Consider the following 18052-nt stretch of genomic DNA (forward strand, 5'->3'; position numbering starts at 1 on the left):
GCCCGAGCCGCGCCAGCACCTCGGGGTCGGTCAGCGCGTCGGCGTCCGACGTGGGCAGCAGCACCTGCCGGGGCCCGATGGTCGTCCGCCCGTCGGCGAGCGGCACGGGCAGCCCGGAGAGCCGGTCGGGATCGACCCCGGCGAGGCTGTCGTAGAGCCGCTGCCACCAACTGGGCTCCTTCTCCAGGCCGGCCAGCCGGTCCACGGCGTCGGTCAGCGGCACCCGGGCCACGCCCAACGTCCGCAGTTCCACCCGCCGTTCGAGCCCGGCGGGCAGCAGCGTCGGCAGGACCTCCGCGAGCACGCGCACGGTGTCGTCCCCTGCGCCCTCGACGATCTCGGCCTCGCGCGGACGCAGCGCCTCCGGCAGCTCGGAGTCCCGCTCGTCGACCACCGGGAGAACGGCCGGCTGGGCGGGCGGAAGGAACGCGGTCCGGGGCAGCCGCTCCAGGATCGCCGCACGCAGGGTCCCGTCCAGCTCCCCCTTGCCGAGCGGCCCGGGCACCAGGCCGATGATCCCCTCCCCCACCGGCCGCCAGCCGGCGAGGAGTTCGACGTAGGCGTCCGCCGCCCGCTGCACGACGAAGTCGGTCAGCGGACCGGGTGCGGCATGCCGGCGGGTGGTGTCCAGCGGGAGGGAGGCAATGAGCAGCGCGGGCACGCCGAGCGGCTCGTCGCTGGGGGTCGGGGCATGGACGTAGGGACTGGTCCGGGGACGCTCGGGCGCGCCCTCGGCGTCCACCGGCACCGCCCACGTCACCGACCAGAACGGCCGCAACCGCTCCTCGACCGGCCGGTCGGCGAGCAGCTCGGGCGTGAGCGGCCCGTTCGCGGCGACGGTGCGCCAACGGGTGCTCCCGTGAAGGGAGTCCTCCACGACGGTGAGGGCGCCGTCGCTGCCGCGACGCAGCGGGCGGACGGTGTCGGTCTCGATCACGACCTCCGCGAGGCCCGGCAGGGCGAGCAGCAGGGCGTCGTCCACGGCGGCCAGGAGCCGCTCGGTCAGGTCGGCGGCGGCCGCGTCCCGCAGGGGCAGGATGACGGCGGTGTCGTAGGGATCCGGCGCGGTGCCCTCGGCGGCGAAGGGCAGCCGCAGCAGCGGTACGTGCCCGTCCCGGCGCCGAACCTCGTCGCCGAGTCCCGGACTGTGCCGGGCGGTCTCGGCGGCCTGCTCGCGGGCCTCCGCGAGGGACCAGCGCACTCCGCCGTGCCGCCCGACGACGGCGGGCTCGTCGGTGACGGCGAGGACGGCCGCGAAGCCGACGCCGAACCGGCCGACGGAGGGCGTGTCCCGCTTGGCGCTCGCGCGGAGGGTGGACAGCGATTCGACGCCGGCCGCGTCGAGGGGGGCGCCGGTGTTGGCAGCGACGAGGACGCCGTCGCGGAGGGTGAGCCGGAGCCGGCCGGGAACGCCTGCCCGGGCTGCCGCGTCGGCGGCGTTCTGGGCGAGTTCGACGACGAGGCGGTCGCGGTAGCCGCCGAGGACGAGGTCCTCCTCGGCGTTCGCGTCCTCGCGGAAGCGGGCGGGGCTGGTGGCCCAGGCGTCGAGCACGCCCCGCCGCAGGCGCGCGGTGCCGAAGGGGTCCGCTCCCTCGGGGGCCGGCCGCACGAACTTGCTCACGTTCACTCTCCTCGTCGACGTGAGGACGAAGGTACAGCCCGCGCGGTACGGCGATGGAAAGCGGTGGTCGGCGTTCGGGGACACGGGGGTGGACGGTGATGAACGAAGCGCCCCGGTCCGTGGCGGCGGACCGGGGCGCTGTGGCCTGGCGTCAGTGGACGGACCTGGCGGCATCCAGGATGAGGTCGGCGACGGCCTTGGGGTGACTGAGCATCGCGACGTGGGAGGAGCGCGGCACTTCGACGACCTTGCGGGCGTTCGCGCGGCTGTACATCCAGCGCTCGGCGGCCGGCGGGATCGCCTTGTCCTGGCCGGCGACCAGGCCCCAGACCGGGATCGTCTTCCAGGCCGCGGCCTTGGTCGGGAAGGTGAAGGAGTCGGCGTCGAACGGCCGCTGCGTGGCCTGCAGAACGCGGAAGTCGGCGGTGGAGATGTCGGCCGCGAAGGCCGCCTGGCCGTCCTTGCTCAGGTACAGATCGGTTCCGGTCGTGCCGTCGGCCTTCGTGTACGGGACCGGCACGCTCACCGGCAGGACCTCGCTGCCGGGGAACTTGTCGATGAGCTGACCCTGCGTCTCGCCCACGTCGGGCACGAACGCGGCGATGTAGACCAGCGCCTTGACGTTGGCCTTGCCGGCGGCGGCGTTCGTGATGACCGTTCCGCCCATGGAGTGCGCGACCAGCACGACCGGTCCGCTGATGGAGTCCAGCAGACTCGCGACGTAGGGGGCGTCGGTCGGGATGCCCCGCAGCGGGTTGGCCGCGGAGATCGTGGTGTAGCCCTTGTCCTGAAGCTTCGCGATGGTGGCGTTCCAGCAGGACGAGTCGGCGTAGCCGCCGTGCACCAGCACGATCGTGGGCTTCACCTTGGACTTCTCCGTGCCGGTGCCGGCGGGGGCCGTCGCCGCGCCGGCCGTTCCTTCCGAACCGGCGATCAGCGCCGCGGACCCGGCCAACGCCGCTCCGGCGGCCAGTACATGACGGCGCGAAACCTCGGTACTCATGGGACTCCTCAGGCATGGGGTGGGCTCGACCGCACACGGGCCACTCGCTCGATGTGGCCTGTTCTGTGCGGCCTGCGATCGACCCTATGAGGAGCGCTTTCAGGCTGGCATCCGCTATATGACCTAGCCGCGCCCGGAACGCGCGGCTCCGTTAGGAGTGCTCAACTCCGTACAGAAGTGCTCGGCTCCATACGCAAGTGCTCGACTCCGTACGGAAGTGCCCGGCTCCGTTAGGAGTGCCCCAGCTCTTCGCCGTCCTCGTCGGAGACGACCGGCACCGACCCCGAGTCCGCCGCCGGTCGCAGCGGGAAGGGGTCCACCTGGGTCTCGTCGATCACCGGGAGCGCCGGCTGGGGCGGTTTGGGCATGACCGCGGCCTCGGAGTGGCCGCCGCAGCCGTAGGCCAGCGACACCACGCGGCCGTCCGCCGGGGAGAACTCGTTGGCGCAGACGCCGAAGGCCTGGCCCAGCGAGCCGCCGATGGGCTGGAGGAAGCCGCAGCTGACACAGGCGGCGGGGGCGGCCTGTGCCATCGGGGTCTCGGAGCCGAAGGACTCCTCCCAGCGGTCGGCGGCGACGTGCAGGCCGTAGCGCGACAGGACGCGGGCCCGGCGCATGCCGAGCTCCTCGGCGACGGCGGCGATCGAGCCGCGGGTCGGCGCGACGGGCAGGTCGGCCGGGACGCCCTCGGTGAGTTCGATGTCCTCCGCGTCGACCAGCTCGGCCATCTCCTCGGAGACGGCGGAGTCGGGAGCGGGGTCCTCCACGCCGGTGTAGCCGGGCTCCAGCCGCAGGTCCTCGGCGTCGGTCGGCAGCAGATCGCCGGGGCCCATGTCGCCGGGGCGCAGCCGCTCGCTCCACGGCACCCACTCGGGGGCGAGCAGGGCGTCGGGGCCGGGCAGCAGCACGACCTCGTCCAGCGTGACGAGCTTGGCGCGGGAGGCGCGGGCGACCGTCACGGCCCAGCGCCAGCCCCGGTAGCCGAGCTCCTTGCACTCGAAGAAGTGCGTGACGACCCGGTCGCCGTCGGCCTGGAGGCCCGAGTGCTCGCCGACCACGCCGGGCGCGGCGGCCTCCTCGGCGGCGGCGCGGGCGAGGTCGACGGCCTCGGCGCACAGGCGGTCGGTGGTCCGGCTTCGCGTGGTCGCTGCGCTCACAGGTATCGCTTCTCTCCTACGCCGTCACTCGGGTGCGCCGGCCTGAAGGCGGCGGATGCGGACGGAGCGGACCGAAGGACCGCGTCGACGTCCACACCCGATCGCGCTCGGGCGCACCTCATCGTCCATTCTGCGGGATGACAGAGAGGCGCGCGGCCGAGAACGTTCGCCACGACGCGCTACGCACGCTACCTTCTCGCGACCTCTCGGCCTACACCGACGTGATGGTTCATCGCTTCATAAGCGTTCATACGCGCGGTAACCGCACTACCCACAGCTTTCTCGGGGCACTATGACGGGGTGGCAACCGCGAGGACGCCCCACGGAGCCACCGGTGTCGGTGGGGTCAAGGGGAAAGGTCGAGGTGGCGGATCGGGCCGGATCGGCGGACCCGTCCGCGCGGTCGGTCGTGCCCTGCACTTCCCGGTGACCGGCACGGCCCGGGGGATCAGGAAGGCGACCCACGCGCACGGCGCCGGTGAGTCCGGCCTCGGCAAGCTGATCGAACTGCACGGTGTGAACGGCGCGGGCGATGTGATGATCACGGTCGCCCTCGCGTCCACGGTCTTCTTCTCCGTGCCGACCGACGAGGCCCGCGGCCGGGTGGCCCTCTACCTCGCCATCACGATGGCGCCCTTCACGGTCCTCGCCCCGGTCATCGGGCCGCTCCTGGACCGCCTCCCGCACGGCCGGCGGGCCGCGATGGCCGGTTCCATGCTGGCCCGCGCCCTGCTCGCACTGATCATCTCCGGCGCGGTCGCCACCGGCAGCCTGGAGCTGTACCCGGCCGCGCTCGGCGTGCTGGTCGCGTCGAAGGCGTACGGCGTGATCAGAAGCGCCGTGGTGCCCCGGCTGCTGCCACCCCGTATCTCCCTGGTGAAGGCGAACTCACGGGTGACCCTGGGCGGGCTCCTCGCCACCGGCGTGGCCGCGCCCATCGGGGCCGGGCTGCAGGCGATCGGACCGCGCTGGCCGCTCTACGGCGCCTTCGTGATCTACGTCGCCGGTACGTTCCTGTCCTTCACGCTGCCGCCCAAGGTCGACTCGGCCAAGGACGAGGACGTGGCGCTGCTCGCCTCGGACGAGGAGCACCTGCACGGCCCGCATCTGCGGCCGGTCAAGCGCCCGGGGCTGCGCACGGTCGGCAGCGCGGTCACCCACGCGCTCGGCGCCAACGCGGCGCTGCGCTGGCTGTCGGGCTTCCTGACCTTCTTCCTCGCGTTCCTGCTGCGCGAGCATCCGCTGACCGGGTCCAGCGCGGCCGTGTCGCTGGGCATAGTGGCCGTCTCGGCGGGCGTGGGCAACGCGCTCGGTACGGCGTTCGGGGCCTGGCTCAGATCCCGGGCACCGGAGATCATCATCGTGGTGATGCTGGCGTTCGTGCTGGGCGCCGCGATCGTCGCCGCGATCTTCTTCGGCGCGTTCCTGGTGGCCTGCCTCGCCGCGGTCGCCGGGTTCTCGCAGGCACTGTCCAAGCTGTCCCTGGACGCGCTGATCCAGCGGGACGTGCCCGAGACAGTGCGCACCTCCGCGTTCGCGCGCTCCGAGACCATGCTCCAGATGGCCTGGGTCCTGGGCGGCGCGATCGGCATCGTGATGCCCCTGAACGGCACCCTCGGCCTGTGCGTGGCCGCCGCCGTCCTCGCCCTCGGCTGGCTGACCACGACCCGCGGCCTGCTCTCCTCGGCCCGCCACGGCGGCTCCTCCAAGCCCCGCGTGGCGTAACCCACAGGCACGCCGCACCCCACTTGGGAGGCGGCCCGGACCGGCCCGATAACCTTCGCCCCATGACCTCGATGCCTCGCGGCGAAGCCGCCGACATGCTCCGCGCTGTGCGACGCCGTCGCGCCGTCGCCGCCGCCGGCGCGGTATCCGCCGGACTGCTCGTCCTCTCGGCCTGCGACAAGCCCACGCCGCTGTCGACGATCACGGTCGGCCGCTCCTCGGTCAGCGAAGAGGCCACCTGCGGCGGCGAGGGCAAGGCCCTGAAGTCCGCGGACCTCGCCGCGTGCCTGAAGGACGACGACATCAAGTCCATCAGCGTCGACCCCGACGAGACGGTCCGCTTCGGCGTCGACCCCGACGTCGCCGACAAGCGCTGGACGATCCTCATGAACGGCCAGCCGCTCACCGAGGACAGCGACAAGACATACCGCACGATCCCGGGCAGCGTCTTCTTCAACGCCCAGTACGGCGCCCAGGGCAACTCCACCCTGGTCTCCATCAAGGCCGCCGACGGCAAGAAGAACAGCAACACGGTCACCGGTCTGTGGTCGTTCAAGCTGAAGAAGGACGACTGATCACGTCCGCCGCACGCGCGTTCCGCGTCCTCGTGGCCACCGCCGTCCCCGCCGAACGGGACGCGGTGGCACGGGCGTTCACGACCGGCACCACCGCTGACCTGACCGTCGACGTCATCGCCGCAGGCGTCGGCCCGGCCCTCGCCGCAGCCTCCACCGCGACGGCCCTCACCACCGCGGCCCTCGAAGGCGCCCCCTACACCCTGGTCGTCTCCGCGGGCATCGCCGGCGGCTTCCAGCCCGAGGCGCCCGTCGGCTCCCTCGTCGTCGCCGACGAGATCACCGCGGCCGACCTGGGCGCCGAGACCGCCGACGGCTTCGTCCCGGTCACCGACCTCGGCTTCGGCACCGTCACCCACCGCCCCCCGGAATCACTCGTACGAGACCTCACGGCCGCGGCCGGCGCGCGCACCGGAGCCGTACTGACCGTCTCCACGGTGACCGGCACCGCCGCCCGCGCCGCCGAACTGCGCGCCCGCCACCCCAGCGCGCTGGCCGAGGCGATGGAGGGCTTCGGGGTGGCCGAGGCGGCCGCCTCGCACGGCGTGCCCGTCCTGGAAGTACGCGCGGTCTCCAACCCCGTGGGCCCGCGCGACCGCGCCGCCTGGCGCATCGGCGACGCCCTCGCGGCCCTGACCGAGGGCTTCGGGAAGTTCGCGCCCGTCCTGGAGAGTTGGAACCCGTATGACGACCCACACGACCGGTGAGCAGCGGCTGCAGATCGCGTACTCGCCCTGCCCGAACGACACCTTCGTCTTCGACGCCCTCGCGCACGGCCGCGTCCCGGACGCCCCCGCGCTGGACGTGACCTTCGCGGACATCGACATCACCAACGGCATGGCCGAACGCGGCGAGTTGGACGTCCTGAAGGTGTCGTACGCCGTCCTGCCGTACGTCCTCGACGAGTACGCGCTGCTGCCCTGCGGGGGCGCGCTGGGCCGGGGCTGCGGGCCGCTGGTGCTGACCCGTGAGGCGGGCGTCGACCTCACCGGCCGGACGGTCGCGGTGCCGAGCGAGCGGTCGACGGCGTATCTGCTGTTCCGGCTCTGGGCCGCGGACACGATCCCGGGCGGAGTCGGCGAGATCGTCGTGATGCCGTTCCACGAGATCATGCCGGCCGTGCGGGACGGGAAGGTCGACGCGGGGCTCGTCATCCACGAGGCGCGCTTCACGTTCCAGAACTACGGGCTGCACAAGCTCGCGGACATGGGCGAGCACTGGGAGGACACGACCGGGCTGCCGATCCCGTTGGGCGCGATCATCGCGAAGCGTTCACTGGGCGCGGAAAGGCTGGAAACGCTCGCCGAGTCGATCCGCGTCTCGGTCCGCGCCGCGTGGGCCGACCCCGAGGTCTCCCGCCCCTACGTCATGGAACACGCCCAGGAAATGGACCCGTCCGTCGCGGACCAGCACATCGGTCTGTACGTCAACGAATTCACCGCGGACCTCGGCGAGGACGGCTATGCGGCAATCCGGGGCCTGTTGACGCGCGCGGCGGCCGAGGGACTGGTTCCGCCCCTCGGCCCGGACGCGCTGAATTTTCCGTGACGGACGACTTGTCCGTGACTTACGTGGCTTATACGTCGAGTTGGTCGGCGACCGCGCGCAGCAGACCGGCGATCTTCTTGCCGGCCGGCTTGTCCGGATAGCGACCGCGCTCCAGCATCGGCGTGATGTTCTCCAGGAGCGTCGTCAAGTCCTGCACGATGGAGGCCAGTTCGTCGGGCTTCTTGCGGGTCGCCGCCGCGACGGAGGGGGTCGGGTCGAGAACGGTCACCGAAAGGGCCTGGTCGCCGCGTTGGCCTGCGACCACTCCGAACTCCACCCGCTGACCGGGCTTGAGCGTCTCGACTCCGGCGGGGAGGACCGAGGAATGGACGAAGACGTCACCGCCGTCGTCGCGGGAGAGAAAGCCGAAGCCCTTCTCGCTGTTGAACCACTTGACTTTGCCGGTGGGCACGTCTGTCCTCGTCCTCGTACTCGTCGGAAAACTGCTTCTGAAACGGCTCTTGATAGCACTGGGGCGGGTCGTCGGGACCCGCCGGTACCAAGGCTAATGGTCTTCAGGCCGGTGACAAGACGTCGCCCGGTTGTTCCTTCGCGCTGGGAACTACCCTGGTCCGGTGCGTGACAAAACCCAAACGAATTCCGCCGGGCCCGGTGACCGACTGATCCGTGCCGGTGCCATCGTGTTCTTCATCGGTGCGGTGGCCACACTCGTCACAGTGGCTCCGCTCTTCCTCCATGCGAAACCATTTCCGACGTACATGTTCGGACTGAGCATGCTCATGGGCGTCGGCTTCCTCGTCGCCGGTGCCGGAGTGCTCCAGTCGATTGCGGCGGGCCGCCGTCAGGCGCGCGCCGGACGGTAGTTGGCGAGCCACTCGGGGAACTCCGTCAGATCCGCGAGGACCACGTCCGCGCCGGCCGCGGTCAACTCCTCGGCGTCGCACGGCCCGGTCGCCACGGCCACGGACAGGGAACCGGCCGTGCGGGCCCCGCGGACGTCTCCGACGTGGTCACCGACGTAGACGCTCGCGTCGTGCTCCCGCAGCGCCTGGGCCTTCTGCTCGGCCCACAGGTCGCCGACGACCTCGTCGGGGGCCAGGCCGAGGTGCTCCAGGTGCAGCTTCGCGTTGGGCTCGTACTTGGCGGTGACGACGATCGCCCGCCCACCGGCGGCCTGCACGGCGTCGATCGCCTCGCGGGCGCCGGGCATCGCGGGGGTCGCCTCGATGGCGAACGAGGGGTACATCGAACGGTAGAGATCCCCCATGGCCTCTACCTGCTCCGCCGGGAACCAGTGGATCAACTCCTGGGCGAGCGGCGGTCCCAGCCGGGTGATCGTCAGGTCGGCGTCGATGTACGTCCCCGTCCGCTCGGCCAGCGCGAGGAAGCACGCGCGGATGCCGGGCCGGGAGTCGATGAGGGTCATGTCGAGGTCGAAGCCGACGGTGAGGGGGGCGGAGTCGGGGGCGCGGTCGGGGGCGGAGCTAGTGGAGGCCATATCGGCCATTGTGCCCAGGTCGGGGGACGGGGAGACCTCTGGCCGGTGTGACCTACATCTGGTCGGCGGCGGCGGGCGGCGCCTGCCGGTCGACGAACGGCGGGCGGCGCGCCGCGGGGACGGCCGCATCGGCGGACAGGCGCCGGACACCGCGGCCGGGCGTGACGGAGCCACCGATGCCGGCGGGGCGCACCCGCCACCGTTCTGCCGCCGGACGGCTACCGGTTGCGCTGCGAGCGCCAGACCAGGAACAGGGCCGACAGGACCGCAGCGCCCCGGATCACCCAGGGCCAGGTCTCGGCGATCGCGTCGTTCATGTGGTTCTGGGCGATGGGCTCGCCCCAGCGGCCCTCGTTGCGGCCCCAGAGCCAGACGATGCCGGCGGTCAGGGCGAGGGAGGGCATGCCGATGACCGCCCACTTGGACTCGTTGGGGGTGAGGCGGCGGGAGGCGTAGGCGATGACCCAGCCGAGGAGGAGGGCGAAGAGGTTGCCGAGGATCGCGCCGGCCACGAGGAGGGCGGCGGCGAGCAGGAGGAGCGGGTTGCTCCAGCGGGTCGGGGTGCGGGGCAGGAACCGGCGCCGGGCGGCCTTCGGCGCGGGCTCCTCGACGACCTCCTCGACGACCGGTGCCTTCTCCAGGACCGGTTCCTTCGGCTTCTCCTCCTCCTTCGGCGGCGGAGGCTTGAGCAGTTCCGGGATCTCCACACCGCCGACGAACCCCGGCACGCTGTCGTCGAGGGGCGTGCCGCCCACCCGCCACCAGTCGGGCCGCATCGCGCTGTCGCCGAGTTCCTGCGCGCTGGCGAGGTGGGGCGGGGCGGGGGCGTCGGAGGGGTCGGGCGGGGCGGGTTCGGTGGGGCGGGGGCGCGGTACGACGCGGCGCAGGCCCTTGGGGCGCTGCTCGGGTTCGTCGTCGCGCTGCACGGGCACGTGGGCGCGCGGCACCTGGGGTGCCGTCGAACTCGTACCGCCCGCGGCGGTGACGACCTCGTCGGGGCTGCCGAGCCGGTCGATGATCTTGCGGACGGCGGCGGGGCTGTCGACGGTGGCCTTGGCCCGGCTGCGGTCGATCTCGTTGCGCAGCTCGGAGACGAGCCGCATGCGCGTGCCGGACGGCAACTGGCGCTGCTGCGCGACGTCGCCGACGCGGCTCAGATACTCGTAGACGACCTGGTCGCTCTCGATGCCCAACGAAGTCCCTCCGGGATGGGCGCCGTTGAAACCCCGTTGGACGAAGGTACCGCGTGGGGACGGGTTCCGGCCTCGTCCGCAAGAGCCGCAGGAGCCGTGATTGCCCTACCGTAGGTCGGATGAGCGACCCGGCAACACCGCCCCGTTCTCTCGCGGAGGCGCTCCGACACAGGGACGACGTGTCCCTCGGCGCGCTGCTGCGCGCGCGGCCCGATCTCATCACGCCCGTCCCCACGGACCTCACGCAGCTCGCGACCCGGGCCGGTACCCGGGCCTCGGTGGTGCGCGCGCTGGAGCGTCTTGACCGGTTCGCGCTGCAGACCGCGGAGGCGCTGGCGGTGGCGGCGGAGCCGGCCGCGTACGGGGAGTTGCTCGGGCTGATGGCCGGGGACGGGCGGGACGCGGCCGTCGTGGAAGCGTTGCCCCGAGCCCTCGGCACCTTGCGCGAACAGGCCCTGGTGTGGGGTGGCGACGACCGGCTGCGGCTGGTGCGTACGGCCCGTGAGCTGCTGGCGCCCTCGCCGCAGCACCCCTCGCCGACGGGCCTCGGGCCGACGGTCGCGGAGGCGACGGCGGGCATGTCGCCGGGGCGGATCCAGGAGATCGTGGGCGCGGCCGGGCTGCCCTCGACGCACGACGCGGTCTCGGCGGTGGCCGCGCTGACGGGGCTGTACGGCGACCGCGCGCGGATGACGGCGCTGCTGGAGCAGGCGCCTGCGGAGTCGCGGGAGGTGCTGGCGCGGCTGGTGTGGGGGCCGCCCTACGGGCAGGTCACGGCGGATCCGGCACCCCGGCTGCGGTGGCTCCTCGACCGCGGGCTGCTGCTGCCGACGGCGCCCGGCACGGTCGTACTCCCCCGCGAGGTGGCCCTCCATCTGCGCGGCGGTCATGCGCACCGCACCACCGAGCCGCTGCCGCCGGTGGTGGAGCCGACGGCCGCGCACCGTCCACAGGTTGTGGACGCGGCGGCGGCTGGGCAGGCGTACACCGCGCTCGCGACCGTGGCGGAGCTGCTGAAGGACTGGCACGAGGGCGGGCCCGCGGTGCTGCGGGCGGGCGGGCTGAGCGTGCGGGACCTCAAGCGGACCGCCGTCGCCCTCGACCTGCCCGAGCCCGTGGCCGCGTTCTGGGTCGAACTCGCCTACGCGGCCGGGCTGTTGGCGTCCGACGGCGAGGCCGACGAGCGGTACGCGGCGACCCCGGCCTACGACGAGTGGCTGGAGCGGCCGGCCGCCGAGCGGTGGGCCCGGCTCGCGGAGGCGTGGCTGACGGCGACGCGGACATCAGGCCTGGTCGGGGGGCGGGACGCGAAGGACCGTTCGCTGGCGGCGCTGGGGCCCGGCCTCGACCGCTCGGCGGCGCCGGAGGTACGGCACCGGGTGCTGAGCCTGCTGGCCGGGCTGCCGGTGGGCGCCGCGCCGACCGCCGACTCCGTGCTCGCCCGACTGCGTTGGGAACGCCCGCCGCGCGGCGCCCAGACCGGCGACGACCTGCGCGCCCGGCTGGCCCGGTGGGCGCTGTCGGAGGCGGAGATGCTGGGCGTGACGGGCAGGGGCGCGCTCTCGGCACACGGCCGGGCGCTGCTGGGTGCCCCGGCACCGTCGCCGTCGCAGACCCTGCCGGAGGGCCCGGGCGACAAACTCCCCGTCCACCACCACGCCCCGACCGCGACCCCGCCCCTGGAACCCCTCACCCCCGCCGAACAGGCCACCGCCTCGGCCGCCGCGATCCGGCTCCTCACCCCCCTCCTCCCCGAGCCGCTGGACCACGTCCTGCTCCAGGCCGACCTGACCGCGGTGGCGCCGGGGCCGCTGGAGCGCCCGCTGGCGGACATGCTGGACGTGCTCGCGGACGTGGAGTCCAAGGGCGGGGCGACGGTGTACCGCTTCACCCCGGGTTCGGTACGCCGGGCCCTGGACGCCGGGCGGGCGGCCACCGATCTGCACGCGTTCCTGGCCGCGCACTCGCGGACGCCGGTGCCGCAGCCGCTGACGTATCTGATCGACGACGTGGCCCGCAGACACGGCCGGCTGCGGGTGGGGGCGGCCTCGGCGTACGTGCGCTGCGACGACGACGCCGTGCTGAACGAGATCCTCGCCGACAAGCGGGCCGCCGGGCTGCGGCTGCGCCGCCTCGCGCCGACCGTGCTGGCCACCCAGGCCGACCCGGCGGCGCTGCTCGACGGGCTGCGCGCGATGGGCTTCGCGCCGGCCGCCGAATCGGCCGACGGCGATGTCCTGATCACCCGCGCCGACGCCCACCGCACCCCGCCGCGCACGGCCCCCGAGCCGGTCCCCGACGGTCCCCCGACCCCGGACGCCACGCTCCTGTCGGCCGCGATCCGCGCCATCCGCGCGGGCGACCTGGCCTCCACCACCCCGCGCAAACCGTCCGCGGCCCCCGCCTCCTCCGGCGCCCTCCCCCGCACCGGCCCCGCCGAGACCCTCGCCACCATGCAGGCCGCCGTCCTCACCGGCGAGACCCTCTGGATCGGCTACGTCAACGCGGAGGGCTCCGCCAGTCAGCGCGTCATCGCCCCCATCCGCGTCGAGGGCGGCTTCGTCACGGCGTACGACCACACGGCGGACGAGGTACGGACGTATCCGCTGCACCGGGTGACGGGAGTGGCGGAGCTGGCGGACGAGGCGGAGTAGCCGGGCCCGGCGGGGCGGTCAGCAGTCCCTGATCGGGGCGTTCGCCGGGAGGTCGAAGTGGGTGCGGGCCGCGGCTGCCAAGGGGGCGTGCTGCACGGAGTCGGCCGTGGCCGGTTCCGTGGCGAGGCTGAAGTGGGCGTTCAGCCAGTCCCCGTAGCCCTCGCCGTCCGGGGGTTCCTCGCGTGAGGTGACCCGGTACGTGCCGTCGGGGGCCCGTTCCAGGCGGACGACCTGCGGGATCGCGGCGCCGGCGCACTCCAGGAGGGCGCCCGCGCGGGTGCCGTACTCAAGGCACAGGGTGTTCACGCCCGCCCGGACGACACCGTCGTGCTCGTCGAGGTCCAGGGGCTCGGCCCGGCAGAACCAGCGGGCGCCCCGGTACGGGTACCCCGTGCCCGCCGAGTCGGCCACCAGACGGGCCTCGATCGCCGGCCGCACCTCGCCCCACAGCCGCGGGTCCACGTCGGCCGGCCACACCACCCACGCCCCCGTCGCCACCAGCACCCCCGTGGCTCCCAGGCCGGTCCCCCACCTGCGTACCGACATCACCCCACGCTCCTCCCCGGACCGCGCGTTACCCGCGGCTCCCGCCGGTCAAGACAGTCGGCGGGGGCTCGGGGTTGCACCGGGAGCGGATCCGGTGTGAGCCGCGCCCCACCGTGAACAGGGGCCGGTAAGGCACACTGGACGTTTGGCCATGCCGCCGAAGGGATGTACGTACGTGAACGGTCCGCTGATCGTCCAGTCCGACAAGACGCTGCTCCTTGAGGTCGACCACGAGCAGGCCGACGAGTGCCGTCGGGCCATCGCGGCGTTCGCGGAACTGGAACGGGCGCCCGAGCACATCCACACCTACCGGGTGACCCCGCTCGGGCTGTGGAACGCGCGCGCGGCCGGGCACGACGCCGAGCAGGTCGTGGACGCGCTCGTGCAGTACAGCCGCTACCCCGTGCCGCACGCGCTGCTCGTCGACGTCGCCGAGACCATGGACCGGTACGGACGGCTGACCCTCAGCAAGGACCCGGCCCACGGGCTCGTCCTGACCACCACCGACCGCCCGGTCCTCGAAGAGATCCTGCGCTCGAAGCGGATCGCCCCGCTGGTCGGCATCCGGATCGACCCCGACACCGTCGCCGTGCACCCCTCCGAGCGCGGCCAGATCAAGCAGGCGCTGCTGAAGCTGGGCTGGCCCGCCGAGGACCTCGCCGGGTACGTGGACGGCGAGGCGCACCCGATCGAGTTGGACGAGAACGGCTGGGCGCTGCGGCCGTACCAGAAGCAGGCCGTGGAGAACTTCTGGCACGGCGGGAGCGGTGTCGTCGTCCTGCCCTGCGGGGCGGGCAAGACCCTCGTCGGCGCCGGGGCGATGGCCCAGGCGAAGTCCACGACCCTCATCCTCGTCACCAACACCGTCTCCGCCCGGCAGTGGAAGCACGAGCTGGTGAAGCGGACCTCGCTGACCGAGGAGGAGATCGGGGAGTACAGCGGTACGCGCAAGGAGATCCGCCCGGTCACCATCGCCACGTACCAGGTGCTCACGACGAAGCGGAAGGGCGTCTACCCGCACCTCGAACTCTTCGACTCCCGCGACTGGGGTCTGATCCTCTACGACGAGGTGCACCTGCTGCCCGCGCCGGTCTTCAAGTTCACGGCGGATCTTCAGGCGCGGCGCCGGCTGGGCCTGACGGCGACCCTGGTCCGTGAGGACGGGCGTGAGTCGGACGTGTTCTCGCTGATCGGGCCGAAGCGGTTCGACGCGCCGTGGAAGGAGATCGAGGCGCAGGGGTACATCGCGCCCGCCGACTGCGTCGAGGTCCGGGTCAATCTCACCGACTCCGAACGGCTCGCCTACGCGACGGCCGAGACGGAGGAGAAGTACCGGTTCTGTGCGACGACGGAGACCAAGCGGAAGGTCACCGAGGCGATCGTGCGGCGCTTCGCGGGCCAGCAGATCCTCGTCATCGGCCAGTACATCGACCAACTCGACGAACTGGGCGAGCACTTGAACGCCCCCGTCATCAAGGGCGAGACCTCCAACGCGCAGCGCGAGAAGCTCTTCGGCGCCTTCCGTGAGGGCGAGATCAGCGTGCTGGTCGTCTCGAAGGTCGCCAACTTCTCCATCGACCTGCCGGAGGCGACGGTCGCCGTGCAGGTGTCGGGGACCTTCGGGTCGCGGCAGGAGGAGGCGCAGCGGCTCGGCCGGGTGCTTCGCCCCAAGGCCGACGGCCACCAGGCCCACTTCTACTCCGTGGTCGCCCGCGACACCCTCGACCAGGACTTCGCGGCCCATCGGCAGCGGTTCCTGGCGGAGCAGGGGTACGCGTACCGGATCATGGACGCGGACGAGCTGCTGGCGGAGGAGAGCTGAGCGAGCGGCCCGGGAGGGGCTGCCGGGTCACTTGCGGAGGATGCCGGCTTCCTCGCCGTACTCGCCGAGTATCACGACGCTGAAGGCGGCGCCGGCGAAGACCTTGATCGCGCGCAGGGCGTTGCCGACGCGGTGGGGGTGGCTGCCCTCGACGGCCGTGGCACCGCTGGGGCGGGCCTGCCGAGGGGCGGGGGCTGGGGTGAAGGTTGCTGCACTCATGTCTCCATGGTGGCTTTTGGCACATAAGGAGGGCATCGGTCTGGGGGGCGAAGCGCGGTCGTCATCTCGTACGACCCTGGACCGACCCCGTCCCCCACAGAAGGAGGGCGGATCCCCTAGGGGATGGGCGTCTGCCCGACGAGGGATGGGGCGTCCGCACGTTGAGAAGTGAGGCGCCCGCACGTTGAGAAGTGAGGCGCCCGCGCGTCGAGAGGTGAGGCGCCCGCCGATAATCCGTTGGCCTCCGCCTGCGCGCCTGACCTAGAATCTCCGCTCTTGCCCGCCTCCCTTCCCGGAGTGCCGTCGGCCGGACGGAAACCGGTCGGCATCCCGCACAGCCGCGCAGCTCCCCGCGCCGGTCCACACCGCAGGCCCTCGGAGGCACCCCCTTGTCCACGCCCGCCCACGACCCTCTCGACGACCCCCTCTCCCGGGAACGCACCCACCTCGCCTCCTCCCGCGCCGCGCTGCGTGCCATGCGGGAGGACGTCGAGTCGCTGGACATCAGTGACGTCACCGCGAACTGGGTCAACGCCGAGGTGCTGTCCCGCCAGATCGACGACCGCATCAAGGCGCTGGCCGACCTCAGCGACACCCCGCTCTTCTTCGGCCGCCTCGACTACCTGCACGCACCCGGCGCCGACCAGGCCGAGGGCGCGGAGGGCGAGCGCTTCTACATCGGGCGCCGGCACGTGCACGACCACGACGGCGACCCGATGGTCATCGACTGGCGCGCGCCGGTCTCGCAGCCGTTCTACCGGGCGTCCAAGAAGGACCCGCTGGACATCGGGCTGCGCCGCCGCTTCGGGTACACCGGCGGCGACCTCACCGCGTACGAGGACGAGCACCTCTCCGACCCGGCGGAGGCGGCCCGGACCAGCAAGCTGCTCCAGCGGGAGATCGAGCGCCCGCGCGTGGGTCCGATGCGGGACATCGTGGCGACGATCCAGCCCGAGCAGGACGAGATCGTGCGCAGCGGGCTCGGCGGGACGGTGTGCGTGCAGGGCGGTCCGGGGACGGGGAAGACGGCCGTCGGTCTGCACCGGGTCGCGTATCTGCTCTACGCCCACCGCGAGCGGCTCGCCCGCACCGGCACCCTCGTCATCGGGCCGAACCGGTCCTTCCTGCACTACATCGAGCAAGTGCTGCCCGCGCTGGGCGAGTTGAGCGTGCGGCAGGCGACCGTGGACGACCTGGTCGCGGGGGGCGCCGAGGTGCGGGGCACGGACGACGCGGCGGCGGCGGTCATCAAGGGCGACGCGAGGATGGCGGAGGTGCTGCGACGGGCGGTGTACGCGCACGTGACCATGCCGACGGAGCAGGTCGTCGTGGTGCGCGGGTCCCGCAGGTGGCGGGTGCCGGCGTACGAATTCGAGGACATCGTGCGGGAGTTGCTGGACCGGGGGATCCGCTACGGCGCCGCCCGCGAGGCCCTGCCGCAGCGCATCGCGCACGCCGTGCTGGTGCAGATGGAGCGGTCGGGCGAGGCGCCGGACGACCGGGTGCAGGACGCGGTGGCCCGCAACAGCGCGGTCAAGGCGGCGGTGAAGGCCGTATGGCCGCCGGTCGACCCGGCGAAACTCGTGCTGCGGCTGCTCACGGACGCGGACTTCCTCGCCGCGCACTCCGACGGGATCCTCACCGAGGACGAGCGCAAGACGATCCTGTGGGCGAAGCCCGTGCGGTCGGTGAAGGCGGCCAAGTGGGCGCCCGCGGACGCGGTGTTGATCGACGAGGCGACGGATCTCGTGCAGCGCACGCACTCGCTGGGGCATGTGGTGCTGGACGAGGCGCAGGACCTGTCGCCGATGCAGTACCGGGCGGTGGGGCGGCGCTGCACCACCGGTTCCGCGACCGTGCTGGGCGACCTGGCGCAGGGCACCACGCCCTGGGCGACGCGGAGTTGGGACGAGGCGCTGGCCCACCTGGGCAAGACGGAGGGCGTGATCGAGGAGCTGACGGCCGGTTTCCGCGTGCCGACGGACGTCATCACGTACGCCTCCCGGCTGCTCCCGCACATCGCGCCCGGTCTCACCCCGGTGGCGTCGGTCCGGGAGAACCCGGGCTTCTTCGCGCTCCGCCCGGTCGCCGGCACGGCCGAAGTGGTCGCGGCCTGCGAGGAGTTGCTGGCCCACGAGGGCTCGACGGGCCTGATCGCGGCGGACGCGCGCGTCCCGGAGCTGGCCGAGGCGCTGACGGCGGCGGGCCTGACGTACCTCGCCCCGGGTGAGGAGACGACGGCAGAGACCCGTCTCACCCTGGTCCCGGCGTCCCTGGCCAAGGGCCTGGAGTACGACTACGTGGTCCTCGACGAACCGCGGGCCGTGGTCGACGGCGAACCGGACGAACGCACCGGGCTGCGCCGGCTGTACGTGACGCTGACGCGAGCGGTGTCGGGGTTGATCGTGACCCATGCGGGGGCGCTGCCCGCGCAACTCGGCTGAATCGGCGGGGGTTTCGGCGGGTGCGGGCGAGGGCGCGGAGGTCTGCGGGGGCGGGCGGGGGCGCGGAGGTCTGCGGGATTCCAGCG

Annotated in this window: 17 protein-coding genes; 8 read left to right on the forward strand and 9 right to left on the reverse strand. The window is 73.0% G+C overall.

The window, feature by feature from the left end; genetic code table 11:
* The 3 genes from ACWDR3_RS04030 to ACWDR3_RS04040 all read right to left on the reverse strand — a co-directional run.
* Positions 1-1621, reverse strand: a 1621-nt coding sequence (locus ACWDR3_RS04030; protein ID WP_450350595.1) for a sacsin N-terminal ATP-binding-like domain-containing protein, incomplete at its 3' end; no start/stop codon positions are given.
* Between the two features lie 151 nt (positions 1622-1772).
* A complete protein-coding gene (locus ACWDR3_RS04035; protein WP_450350597.1) occupies positions 1773-2624 on the reverse strand; it encodes an alpha/beta fold hydrolase in 852 nt (283 codons plus the stop codon).
* Between the two features lie 230 nt (positions 2625-2854).
* Positions 2855-3781: a DUF3027 domain-containing protein gene (locus ACWDR3_RS04040; RefSeq protein ID WP_450350599.1), complete on the reverse strand. Its 927-nt coding sequence runs from the start codon at positions 3779-3781 to the stop codon at positions 2855-2857.
* Positions 3782-4081: 300 nt separating this feature from the next.
* On the opposite strand from ACWDR3_RS04040, the gene ACWDR3_RS04045 reads away from it, so the two are divergent.
* The 4 genes from ACWDR3_RS04045 (at position 4082) to ACWDR3_RS04060 (ending at position 7629) form a co-directional block, all read left to right on the forward strand.
* Positions 4082-5506, forward strand: a complete 1425-nt coding sequence (locus tag ACWDR3_RS04045) for an MFS transporter (protein WP_450350601.1) — start codon at positions 4082-4084, stop codon at positions 5504-5506.
* A 62-nt stretch (positions 5507-5568) separates the two neighbouring features.
* Complete coding sequence (locus ACWDR3_RS04050) at positions 5569-6081, forward strand: DUF2771 domain-containing protein (protein WP_450350602.1); 513 nt, start codon at positions 5569-5571, stop codon at positions 6079-6081.
* A complete protein-coding gene (locus ACWDR3_RS04055) occupies positions 6051-6788 on the forward strand; it encodes a futalosine hydrolase (protein ID WP_450350604.1) in 738 nt (245 codons plus the stop codon). Before ACWDR3_RS04050 ends, ACWDR3_RS04055 begins: the two co-directional genes overlap by 31 nt.
* Positions 6766-7629, forward strand: coding sequence for a 1,4-dihydroxy-6-naphthoate synthase (locus tag ACWDR3_RS04060; RefSeq protein ID WP_450350605.1), 864 nt, complete (start codon positions 6766-6768; stop codon positions 7627-7629). Before ACWDR3_RS04055 ends, ACWDR3_RS04060 begins: the two co-directional genes overlap by 23 nt.
* A gap of 28 nt (positions 7630-7657) precedes the next feature.
* Here the strand turns inward: ACWDR3_RS04060 and ACWDR3_RS04065 are convergent, their stop codons facing one another.
* Complete coding sequence (locus ACWDR3_RS04065) at positions 7658-8041, reverse strand: cold-shock protein (protein ID WP_124004059.1); 384 nt, start codon at positions 8039-8041, stop codon at positions 7658-7660.
* 163 nt (positions 8042-8204) lie between these two features.
* Here ACWDR3_RS04065 and ACWDR3_RS04070 point away from each other — a divergent pair, with 163 nt between their 5' ends.
* Positions 8205-8453: a hypothetical protein gene (locus tag ACWDR3_RS04070; RefSeq protein WP_124004060.1), complete on the forward strand. Its 249-nt coding sequence runs from the start codon at positions 8205-8207 to the stop codon at positions 8451-8453.
* Here ACWDR3_RS04070 and ACWDR3_RS04075 read toward each other — a convergent pair.
* The 3 genes from ACWDR3_RS04075 to ACWDR3_RS04085 are packed head-to-tail and all read right to left on the reverse strand — an operon-like array spanning position 8432 to position 10281.
* Positions 8432-9088 carry an HAD family hydrolase gene (locus ACWDR3_RS04075; protein ID WP_450350606.1) on the reverse strand — a complete coding sequence of 219 codons (657 nt, stop codon included), beginning with the start codon at positions 9086-9088 and terminating at the stop codon, positions 8432-8434. The genes ACWDR3_RS04070 and ACWDR3_RS04075 overlap by 22 nt on opposite strands.
* Before the next feature lie 52 nt (positions 9089-9140).
* Positions 9141-9281, reverse strand: coding sequence for a hypothetical protein (locus tag ACWDR3_RS04080; RefSeq protein WP_450350607.1), 141 nt, complete (start codon positions 9279-9281; stop codon positions 9141-9143).
* Positions 9282-9306: 25 nt separating this feature from the next.
* Positions 9307-10281 carry a hypothetical protein gene (locus ACWDR3_RS04085; protein ID WP_450350609.1) on the reverse strand — a complete coding sequence of 325 codons (975 nt, stop codon included), beginning with the start codon at positions 10279-10281 and terminating at the stop codon, positions 9307-9309.
* Positions 10282-10400: 119 nt separating this feature from the next.
* On the opposite strand from ACWDR3_RS04085, the gene ACWDR3_RS04090 reads away from it, so the two are divergent.
* Entirely contained in the window at positions 10401-12935 is a 2535-nt protein-coding gene (locus ACWDR3_RS04090; RefSeq protein ID WP_450350610.1) for a helicase-associated domain-containing protein, read from the forward strand.
* 18 nt (positions 12936-12953) lie between these two features.
* Here ACWDR3_RS04090 and ACWDR3_RS04095 read toward each other — a convergent pair whose 3' ends face one another.
* Entirely contained in the window at positions 12954-13481 is a 528-nt protein-coding gene (locus ACWDR3_RS04095) for a hypothetical protein (protein ID WP_450350611.1), read from the reverse strand.
* Positions 13482-13656: 175 nt separating this feature from the next.
* Between ACWDR3_RS04095 and ACWDR3_RS04100 the strand changes: the two genes are divergently transcribed.
* Entirely contained in the window at positions 13657-15303 is a 1647-nt protein-coding gene (locus tag ACWDR3_RS04100; RefSeq protein ID WP_450350825.1) for a DNA repair helicase XPB, read from the forward strand.
* Between the two features lie 27 nt (positions 15304-15330).
* Here the strand turns inward: ACWDR3_RS04100 and ACWDR3_RS04105 are convergent, their stop codons facing one another.
* Positions 15331-15522 carry a hypothetical protein gene (locus tag ACWDR3_RS04105; RefSeq protein ID WP_124004065.1) on the reverse strand — a complete coding sequence of 64 codons (192 nt, stop codon included), beginning with the start codon at positions 15520-15522 and terminating at the stop codon, positions 15331-15333.
* A gap of 389 nt (positions 15523-15911) precedes the next feature.
* Here ACWDR3_RS04105 and ACWDR3_RS04110 point away from each other — a divergent pair, with 389 nt between their 5' ends.
* Positions 15912-17966, forward strand: coding sequence for a HelD family protein (locus ACWDR3_RS04110; RefSeq protein ID WP_450350613.1), 2055 nt, complete (start codon positions 15912-15914; stop codon positions 17964-17966).
* Positions 17967-18052: the final 86 nt, after the last annotated feature.

The organism is Streptomyces sp. NPDC001002 (assembly GCF_053599215.1).

Excerpts from the sequence above, each read along its gene's own strand:
- ACWDR3_RS04035 (WP_450350597.1), bottom strand. The coding sequence starts at position 2,624 with ATGAGTACCGAGGTTTCGCGCCGTCATGTACTGGCCGCCGGAGCGGCG.
- ACWDR3_RS04050 (WP_450350602.1), top strand. The coding sequence starts at position 5,569 with ATGACCTCGATGCCTCGCGGCGAAGCCGCCGACATGCTCCGCGCTGTG.
- ACWDR3_RS04060 (WP_450350605.1), top strand. The coding sequence starts at position 6,766 with ATGACGACCCACACGACCGGTGAGCAGCGGCTGCAGATCGCGTACTCG.
- ACWDR3_RS04075 (WP_450350606.1), bottom strand. The coding sequence starts at position 9,088 with ATGGCCTCCACTAGCTCCGCCCCCGACCGCGCCCCCGACTCCGCCCCC.
- ACWDR3_RS04090 (WP_450350610.1), top strand. The coding sequence starts at position 10,401 with ATGAGCGACCCGGCAACACCGCCCCGTTCTCTCGCGGAGGCGCTCCGA.
- ACWDR3_RS04095 (WP_450350611.1), bottom strand. The coding sequence starts at position 13,481 with ATGTCGGTACGCAGGTGGGGGACCGGCCTGGGAGCCACGGGGGTGCTG.
- ACWDR3_RS04105 (WP_124004065.1), bottom strand. The coding sequence starts at position 15,522 with ATGAGTGCAGCAACCTTCACCCCAGCCCCCGCCCCTCGGCAGGCCCGC.